General features: G+C 33.1%; 12 protein-coding genes. All 12 read right to left on the bottom strand.

Features of this window, described 5'->3' with window-relative positions:
- Positions 1-153: 153 nt before the first annotated feature.
- Positions 154-444, bottom strand: a complete 291-nt coding sequence (locus tag B2741_RS00635; protein ID WP_291134424.1) for a type II toxin-antitoxin system RelE/ParE family toxin — start codon at positions 442-444, stop codon at positions 154-156.
- Positions 441-683, bottom strand: coding sequence for a type II toxin-antitoxin system ParD family antitoxin (locus B2741_RS00630; protein ID WP_291134420.1), 243 nt, complete (start codon positions 681-683; stop codon positions 441-443). Before B2741_RS00630 ends, B2741_RS00635 begins: the two co-directional genes overlap by 4 nt.
- Before the next feature lie 211 nt (positions 684-894).
- The gene (locus B2741_RS00625) at positions 895-1,230 is read right to left on the bottom strand and encodes a DUF2511 domain-containing protein (protein WP_291134417.1); all 336 of its coding nucleotides are present in this window, start codon (positions 1,228-1,230) and stop codon (positions 895-897) included.
- Positions 1,231-2,016: 786 nt separating this feature from the next.
- A complete protein-coding gene (locus B2741_RS00620) occupies positions 2,017-2,505 on the bottom strand; it encodes a hypothetical protein (RefSeq protein ID WP_291134414.1) in 489 nt (162 codons plus the stop codon).
- Between the two features lie 163 nt (positions 2,506-2,668).
- The gene (locus tag B2741_RS00615) at positions 2,669-3,160 is read right to left on the bottom strand and encodes a hypothetical protein (protein WP_291134412.1); all 492 of its coding nucleotides are present in this window, start codon (positions 3,158-3,160) and stop codon (positions 2,669-2,671) included.
- Positions 3,161-3,334: 174 nt separating this feature from the next.
- Complete coding sequence (locus tag B2741_RS00610; protein ID WP_291134408.1) at positions 3,335-3,781, bottom strand: hypothetical protein; 447 nt, start codon at positions 3,779-3,781, stop codon at positions 3,335-3,337.
- Positions 3,782-3,955: 174 nt separating this feature from the next.
- The gene (locus B2741_RS00605) at positions 3,956-4,474 is read right to left on the bottom strand and encodes a GNAT family N-acetyltransferase (RefSeq protein WP_291134405.1); all 519 of its coding nucleotides are present in this window, start codon (positions 4,472-4,474) and stop codon (positions 3,956-3,958) included.
- 167 nt (positions 4,475-4,641) lie between these two features.
- Positions 4,642-5,499, bottom strand: coding sequence for a DUF4238 domain-containing protein (locus B2741_RS00600; RefSeq protein WP_291134402.1), 858 nt, complete (start codon positions 5,497-5,499; stop codon positions 4,642-4,644).
- Between the two features lie 166 nt (positions 5,500-5,665).
- The gene (locus tag B2741_RS00595) at positions 5,666-6,199 is read right to left on the bottom strand and encodes a hypothetical protein (RefSeq protein ID WP_291134400.1); all 534 of its coding nucleotides are present in this window, start codon (positions 6,197-6,199) and stop codon (positions 5,666-5,668) included.
- Between the two features lie 165 nt (positions 6,200-6,364).
- Positions 6,365-6,970 (bottom strand): hypothetical protein, encoded by a 606-nt coding sequence (locus B2741_RS00590; protein WP_291134397.1) that lies wholly within the window; start codon positions 6,968-6,970, stop codon positions 6,365-6,367.
- A gap of 162 nt (positions 6,971-7,132) precedes the next feature.
- The gene (locus B2741_RS00585; RefSeq protein ID WP_291134394.1) at positions 7,133-7,594 is read right to left on the bottom strand and encodes a hypothetical protein; all 462 of its coding nucleotides are present in this window, start codon (positions 7,592-7,594) and stop codon (positions 7,133-7,135) included.
- Positions 7,595-7,772: 178 nt separating this feature from the next.
- On the bottom strand, positions 7,773-8,171 hold the full coding sequence (locus B2741_RS00580) for a hypothetical protein (RefSeq protein ID WP_291134391.1): 399 nt from the start codon (positions 8,169-8,171) through the stop codon (positions 7,773-7,775).
- Positions 8,172-8,294: the final 123 nt, after the last annotated feature.

Here is an 8,294-nt window from a genome sequence, read left to right as displayed (position 1 = left end):
CTCGTGCGACCCAGTGATAACGTTCCCTTACTATGCGACGTTGCGTTCAAAGCGGAACGAGTATTTTCCGCTAAGATAGAATTTAATCGTGGAAATAGAGTGGAAGCTACTGAAAACCAGCAATGATCGCATAGTAAGTGTTATAAGCCGTTTCTATTCCAAGTGTTTTGGGAAATCCATCATTTTATGAAGTATTCTAATAACATCAATTTGGTCATCTCCATATTTGAAAAACACATAATGAGATAGAGCTCTAAAATAATAGTATTCAGATTTTAGCTTTTTCAACTTCTTGGCTTTCTCTGTATTTTCGCTGAACAATTCGATTTCCTGAATAATAGATTCGAAATATTTATCTGCTTGATTTTCTGACCATTCCTGGAAAGTGTAGAACCAAATATCATTTAAGTCTTGATATGCAGATTCAGTTATTCTATATTTCATAAATATTTCTTCTTGATTTCTTCAAGATGTTTTTTAGGATTATAATTTTCAACAAACCCACTTTTTTCTCCAATTTCTAGTTCATTTTGAAGCCACTTAATTTTACTTTCTTCTATTTCCAATAATCTAAGCGCTGATCTTACGACATCACTTGCTGAACTATATCGCCCAGAAGCAACCTCACTACTAATAAAATTATTAAAATGATCGCCGAGTAATATGGATGTGTTTTTTGACATAACTTTTAATTTTACCCAAATATACCAAAGTATGGTATAAGTTGCATCGATTTAGCGGATTTTAACAGAAATGGCTTATAACGTTTCGCCGCCATGTCTAGTTGCGGCCGAGATAGCTGAGTATTCTCCGCTACTGTGAACGAAGTTAAGAAAATGGATGTTTCCTTTGACACGAATACAGCAATTAGTCATGACGGCTGTTGTGCGACGTTTATTTGTCGTCACATAATTTCAATCCTTCAGTAATAAATTGTGCGTAAGGAATTTTCAATCCTTCAAACTCAGGATTATCTAACCAAATTTCTTCGACTTTATTTATTGTGGGATTATCACGCGACGCGCCTTTTGCCGATCCATTTAAAGCATAGATTTTACCGTCATTAGTTTTACAGTAAATTTCTTTATAACCAGAGCAATAAACTTCAATTTCATCAACTGAAAATGGCCATTCTTTCCCATAATCTTGCTTACTAAATCTTAATACATTTTCATTTTTTGAGCACGATATTAATAAAGTAAGAATTGATAATAAGTAAAATTTTTTCATGACGAATATTTAAAGTTTATATGATTTTATACTTTCATTATTACGATAGCGGTGATGTAAATGTCGCACAACGTTTCGCGGACACGTGAAGTTGCGAAGCAAGCGAAACGAGTACTTTCCGCTAAGATAGAATTTATTCGTGAAAATGGAGCTGAAGCTACTCAAAACCAGCAATTTCTCGTGACTGCTGTTAGGCGTTCGGTTTTATTTTGCAGTTTTTGAAATTCGATTTATAAATGTCCAAAATGGTTATTGACGAAATTAATAGCAAACCTATAAGATACGGAAGGAAAAATATATCTAGTCCTAACATTTTTAGTGCAATGCTAATACCGCTAATTACAAGTAAATTCAAACTAAATATTCCAGAAAGGATATAAAGGAAATTGGATTTAAGAATATTTCTCTTTTTGATAAAATGAAATATTAATCTTATCAGCAATAAAACTCCTCCAAAACCCAGCGCAATAAAAAGACTATTGAAATAAAAAATTCCTAAACCCAACCCATGAAACCAACCAGGTTCTTGCATTTCTAAGTAGTAATCAAAGAATCCATAAAGCGTCCAAAAGTTTATCAGGACGAATGAATAGATACAATATTTATATATTTTTTCTTTCATATTTCTTGTATGCGACATCCCAAACTGACGCCTAACGTTTCGCGGACACGCGAAGTTGCGAAGCCAGCGAACTGAGTTGTTTCCGCTAAGATAGAATTTATTCGTGAAAATGGAGCTGAAGCTACTCAAAACCAGCAATTTCTCGTGACCGCTGTTGTGCGCCGTTACTTGGTTTTAATTAAATTCCTGAATTTTTTATTTGGTTTTAGGTATACAACATTACAATTTCCTCTTATACCAAATAAAGATGTCGCGCTTAATCCTTTAAAAATCGTTATATCGTCAACAGTTTCTGAATTAAGATGTTTTAAAATTATTGACTGCTCTGGAAATTTATTTAAATCAAGTTCAGTATATAATTTCTTATCATCCAAAGCAAAGATAAGTTTACAAGGAATTTCGTTTCCAAAATTATTGTGAAGACAGCCATTTGCTGAAATGTACGTTGATAATTTTACACCGGTATTTGCATAAATTGAATCCGATTTAATCTTCTTTACAATGAATTTTATTTTATCTTCCTTGTCTAAAATTTGCTCGAGTTTATCAAGCCAAGCCAAATTATTTTGAATTGATGGAATTGTGTCCGTTTTTGTCTGCGCAAAAATATTATTTGAGATCGTCAATAATAATATCAGAAGTAAGTCTCTCATATTCGGTAGGTTTTTGTAATGGCGTACAACGTTTCGCGGACACGTGAAGTTGTGAAGCCAGCGAAGTGAGTACTTTCCGCTAAGATAGAATTTATTCGTGAAAAGAAAGCTGAAGCAACTCAAAACCAACAATTTCTCGTGACCGCTGTTACCTGCTGGCGCATTAAAGTCCAGGCGGAAAATTTTTATAGTTACTCTTTACAATATTCATACATTTTTTAAACCCGGAATTCTTATTCAAAACGTCATATAATTGATTTCGAAATTCAAATATGTCTCTTTGTACTTTATTTAAATTTGAGTTTTCAAGTTGACTTGAAATTTTCAATCTTAATTTTTCTTGATGAGCAATACTGATTTTTATCTCATCACTAAAATCCGGCATTATTGGTTTTTCAGGCGCTACGTGTTTATCGCCATTTAGTGTGTCAATATGATATTTATAAAACGCATTTAGAATTTTATTTTTTTCGTCTGAATTTAAATGTAAAGTGTCAACGAAGTTGATTGCAGGAATTTTAAAAATCCCTTTTTCTAAATCACAATTGTAATTTGAATTCGAAATAAAAATTGAAACTGATTTATTTTCTTTTTTCTTCTCGCCATTGCAGGCAATCAATATGAATGAAGTAATCAGTAAAATAAATTTTTCCATTATTTTCGTTTTTATGCGCAATGTTGGTTGCGCTTGCAGGTAACGTTTCGCCGCCATGTCTAGTTGCGGCCAAAATAGCAGAGTATTTTCCGCTAGTGTGAACGAAGTTAAGGAAATAAGTATTTCAGGCGACACAAAAACAGCAATTAGTCATGGCGGCTGTTAGCCGATGGCCTATTTCTTTCTAAAAAGTGCAACTAGAATATTTATTACATAAACTGGTTGTGCAATAAAAATAATTGCCAAGAACATAATCATCAATGTAATATTGATAATTTCATAGCTATTGTTAAATATGTCATTTTCATTAAATGAAATTTTAATACAAAAAATCACAATCCAATAGATTAAGAAACTCCCAATCAATATTGAAGTATGAATTTTAGTCAGAATTGGAATCAATTGCTTTTTAAGAATTTTTTCTACGAGCCAATAGCCTAACCCAAGGAATAAATATCCCAAAAACAAGATTTCGGCTAACAGAAAATGTTCAATTACGTAGTAAGTATCATGAATGTTTATGTCCATCGTTGAATCTCCATTGCTGAGATTTACTATTCCAATAATTAAGATTATTGAACTTACAATCCAGAAGTAATGATATGATTTCAAATTTCTCATTTACGAAGTTGTTTCTGTGGCTTTCGGCTAACGTTTCGCCGCCATGTCTAGTTGCGGCCAAGATAGCAGAGTATTTTCCGCTACTGTGAACGAAGTTAATGAAATAAGTATTTCCGGCGACACGAATACAGCAATTAGTCATGACGGCTGTTAGCTGTTCGGGCTTGTATAGTTTTATGTTGTCAATCGAAATAGTGTGAGATTTGGATTTCCGTCAAACACATTTTCCAATTTCCTAAAATTTAATTTTTGAAGAAGCTTTGTAGAGCTTTTGTTATTTTCATGCGTTAGCGCGTCGATAGTTTTTAATCCGAGCGTTTGAACGGAATATTCTATAACCTTCGTAGCAGCTTCAATCATAATTCCCTGGCCATTATATTCATTAAGAAGTTCATATCCAATTTCGCATTTCTTTAGATCGTCTAAGAAGTCAAATAGACAAATGATACCAATTAATTTGTCTTCGCCCGTTTTTGTAATAGCCCAATAAAAAAGTTCATCGCTTTCTTCAATTATAATGTTGATGAAATTTACTGCGTCTTCTATCGTCTTGGCTGGTTTTCTGTCGAGAAATTTATTTGTTTCTGTGTTCGAGCGCAATTGAAATATTTGTTCGGAATCATTTTTTGAAAGTTTCCGAAGAGTTAGGCTTCGGGTAAGTAATATGGGGAAAGGTTGCAAGTTATGGTTCATGTTTGTTTCACGATGGTTTTTCAGCCTGACAGCTAACGTTTCGCGGACACGCGAAGTTGCGATGAAAGCGAAACGAGTATTTTCCGCTAATATAAAGTTTATTCGTGAAAATCGAGCTGAAGCTACTCAAAACCAGCAATTTCTCGTGACCGCTGTTATATGACGTTTTACTTTATTTTTTTGAATATCTCTGCTTTTAGCTCTGCTAAGTTCTGTTTTTCTAATAAAGTATTCAATGCCTCTATGTATGATTCATCCGTACAGCTCACATATTTCTGAGCTTGTTTATACACTACTGCATCAACAAGCATTCTTAAATATGGTGGAAAATCGCTTGTTCGATTAGCTTTAATAAATAATCGATTACCGGATAAAGGAAATAAATAGTCATCTTGATAAACTTCTGGATTTTCACTTTCAAAAATTACTGGACTGTCAGAACATAAAAACGGAAAATTTTCATGATTTTGTGTTATTGAATATGGTGTTGTACAATTAGCCCCACGAACTGAATCCATTAATGAATTATAGAATTTAAAGCTTTTAACAAATTCAGGATTGTTTTTAAATTCCTCTTCTGTTGCTATTTGTCGCTCTCCACTTTTATTTACAATATTCAAGCCCAAACTTCCTAAGTCATTATTTTTCACAATCTTCTCTAAGTCCTTTATGCGATGCGGCAATCTCCAATACATTAGACTTACAAAGTGATTTATTCTCGGCATGTCGTTTTCAGTGACACCGTAGTTTGTGGTATAATCCGATTGATGAATTCTCTCAATTAAAGTTGCCATATCATTGTCAAAATCAGCATAACTAGACTCTATATAGTCATTCTTTTTATCTCCAAATATTATAGTATTGGCGTCTTTTTCAAAGAAGAAAGATTCTGGCGAAAATTCTTTTCCATTTTTAAGAAAACGATTCTCTTGAACATTAAAGATTTTTAAAAGTCCCGAATCCTTAGTAAAACCTTTTAGATAGAAAACAGGTAAATAATGATGTCTCCAGGAAATGTTATTCATTTGCACGTAAGTTCTAAAAATGTCATATAACGTCTCGCCGCCATGTCTAGTTGCGGCCAAGATAGCAGAGTATTCTCGGCTACTGTGAACGAAGTTAATGAAATTGGAGTTTCCTTTGACATGAAATGCAGCAATTAGTCATGACGGCTGTTACCAGTAGTTCCTGTTAATCAAAACTAACTTTATCGTTTTTTAACTGCCAAAAGTTATTCATGGTTTTATTCTTCTCTGTTATCTTTAATCCAGCTACATTGAAATTTGTTTTCGCATCTTTTTTCAAAACGATATAAACCATTCCGTTTTTCTGGCCGAAAACTGATTGAGCATCAGTTTTATCAACGATATATATTTTTTTAATTTTCGACGAAATCAACATTTCATCTATAAATTCTCGAACTAATTTTCCATTAATTATATCTAACTTATAACTATAGCCTTGCACGACATACAACGCTGAGTAATCTTTTTCATTTTTTGTTTGGCGGTCATTCGAAGAAATATATAAATCTTTAGAATTAAATTTGAGTGTGTCTAAAACTATTTGAGTTTTCAAGCTATCTAAAACAATATTGATTTTATTTCTTTTTGAAATTTTAGTCATTTTAGTTTTAGGTAACTCAAAGTCATTTAAGCAAAACGTTTGCGCACAACAAATATTTGACATTGTCAAAAGTGAAAATATAAGTAATAGCATTTTCATAGTTATCCGGCTTTTTTTGGAATTACTGGTAACGTTTCGCGCATAGACCTTGTGGCGGCGAAGCGAGCAGAGTTGTCTCGGCTAAGATAATGTTTTTCGTGAAAAATGGAGTTCAAGCACCTGAAAACCAGCCATAAGTTTTATGCGCTGTTATAGCCAGTGATTCTATTTAATCACGACTTGATATTTCTCCATTTTTTTCCATAGCCAAAAAGAAAAATCACTCATTGCTTTAAACTCAGAAATTTGTTTGTCTGCAACAATTTGTTCGAAATGAGCTTTTTCATCTCTAAAGCTATATTCTCCGACAAATATAAAACACTTGCAAAACTCTCTAATTCCATTTTTAAAATCTTCTAAAGCAAGCTGATATGGAGTAAATTTATAATCAATGTGTTTATATTCTTCATAACCTCCTAATGTGATTATGTTATTTGAGATCACAAGTTCTCCAGTGCTTCCGTTTATGATTTCCCAATTTTTCAATCCTCTTTTTAGAAATAAGCAAAGCTTTTGGCCTGTTTCCGGTTTTGCAAATCTTTGATCACATTCCCATTCTTCAAACATTTCTACAGAAATTGAATTAAATAGGTTACCTTTTAATGTTTCGGAAATATTGAAAATGTATAAATCACCTTTTACAATTTCAATTTCTCCAACAACAATTAAGTCAGCACTTCCAGCTATAACTTCTATAGGATAAATCATTTTTTTCGCTTCGACTTTTGAAATGAAAAAGATAATGAATAGAAAGACAATTGTTTGTTTCATAGGTTTTTTCATCATTGGCTATAACGTCCCGCGCACAGGCGACGTTGCGACCAAAGCGGAAAGAGTATTTTCCGCTAAGATAGAATTTATTCGTGAAAATAGAGCCGAAGCCACTCAAAACCAGCAATGATCGCTTGTGCGCTGTTGTGCGCTTTTGCTACTCTAAACCAATTTCCAGTATTTCTTTCCTTTACGAATGCTGAAAATTAAAAACTCCATAAACCGTTCACCTATTCCAATAATAATATGTAAATCTTCAATATCCCATAACTCCGTCAATCTTTCATATTCTATTCGAGATTCGGTTGGTTCTCCGAAGATTTCATTAAAATATTTAGAATAGGTTTCAGCGGTCAAATGAATAGATTTTGAATCTTCATTTTCCGTTTCAAATTCCACGCAATTAAATTTACCATCGACATTGTCATAATCACTTTTTGATACCGTAATATTTAATTTTTGGTTTCCCAAAACTGATTTCCCAAACCATTTTAGAGTATTACCATTATTCAGAATAGTTGGTTCGTCAATTTTTTTTAAAGCTTCAAAATCACTTTCCCAAAGAATCATTTTACCTGTGTCTTCGAAAAATATTCCTTCATCAAGGTTAAATGGATGTTTCATGTTTTGTCGATATTTCTCTTGCAATTGCGCACAACGTTTCGCGGACACGCGAAGTTGCGAAGCCAGCGAACTGAGTTGTTTCCGCTAAGATAGAATTTATTCGTGAAAATGGAGCTGAAGCTACTCAAAACCAGCAATTTCTCGTGACCGCTGTTAGGCGTTCGGTTATTTTCCTAATTTATTCTTGATTAATACGCTTGAAGATTAATCCTTCTTTTTCGAAGATTATAATTTTTACGCTTTGCTCATTGCCTTTTCTTGTATAAAATCTAGGCTTCGATAATGTTTTCCAATTATTTTTCCGTGGTAAAACTAAATCAGCTATCCATTTTTCACTGTCAATTTCGCCTTTGATTTCAAGTAAATCATCTTCCCATTTCTTAATTTCGACCGGATTGACTTTTATTGCGAATTGATAAAACGAGGAAGAAGCTCCTGGAAGAAAACTAAAATCGCCACTAAATCCATTGACATTGAACAAATCAAATTCTGCGTCGTCAATTACAGAATTAAGTTTTACTTCTTTACTCAAAGTCTCAATTCGTTCATTTTTATTATCAATGTTTGAGCTATTCAACTTTGTTCTATTTTCACAGCTGCAGAGAAAAACGAATGAAAAGATTATTGCAATAAGTGGTTTGTATTTGTTCATGTTTAGAGGAATGTCGATTTAACTGACGCCTAACGTTTCGCGGACACG

The organism is Flavobacterium sp. UBA7663, assembly GCF_002483315.1.
Taxonomy (GTDB): Bacteria; Bacteroidota; Bacteroidia; order Flavobacteriales; family Flavobacteriaceae; genus Flavobacterium.
The sequence above is the reverse complement of the archived record's forward strand: the minus strand, read 5'-3'. Positions and strand labels throughout refer to the sequence as shown.

Coding starts and splice junctions, on each gene's coding strand:
- B2741_RS00635 (WP_291134424.1), bottom strand. CDS start 444: ATGAAATATAGAATAACTGAATCTGCATATCAAGACTTAAATGATATT.
- B2741_RS00630 (WP_291134420.1), bottom strand. CDS start 683: ATGTCAAAAAACACATCCATATTACTCGGCGATCATTTTAATAATTTT.
- B2741_RS00625 (WP_291134417.1), bottom strand. CDS start 1,230: ATGAAAAAATTTTACTTATTATCAATTCTTACTTTATTAATATCGTGC.
- B2741_RS00620 (WP_291134414.1), bottom strand. CDS start 2,505: ATGAGAGACTTACTTCTGATATTATTATTGACGATCTCAAATAATATT.
- B2741_RS00615 (WP_291134412.1), bottom strand. CDS start 3,160: ATGGAAAAATTTATTTTACTGATTACTTCATTCATATTGATTGCCTGC.
- B2741_RS00610 (WP_291134408.1), bottom strand. CDS start 3,781: ATGAGAAATTTGAAATCATATCATTACTTCTGGATTGTAAGTTCAATA.
- B2741_RS00605 (WP_291134405.1), bottom strand. CDS start 4,474: ATGAACCATAACTTGCAACCTTTCCCCATATTACTTACCCGAAGCCTA.
- B2741_RS00600 (WP_291134402.1), bottom strand. CDS start 5,499: ATGAATAACATTTCCTGGAGACATCATTATTTACCTGTTTTCTATCTA.
- B2741_RS00595 (WP_291134400.1), bottom strand. CDS start 6,199: ATGAAAATGCTATTACTTATATTTTCACTTTTGACAATGTCAAATATT.
- B2741_RS00590 (WP_291134397.1), bottom strand. CDS start 6,970: ATGAAACAAACAATTGTCTTTCTATTCATTATCTTTTTCATTTCAAAA.
- B2741_RS00585 (WP_291134394.1), bottom strand. CDS start 7,594: ATGAAACATCCATTTAACCTTGATGAAGGAATATTTTTCGAAGACACA.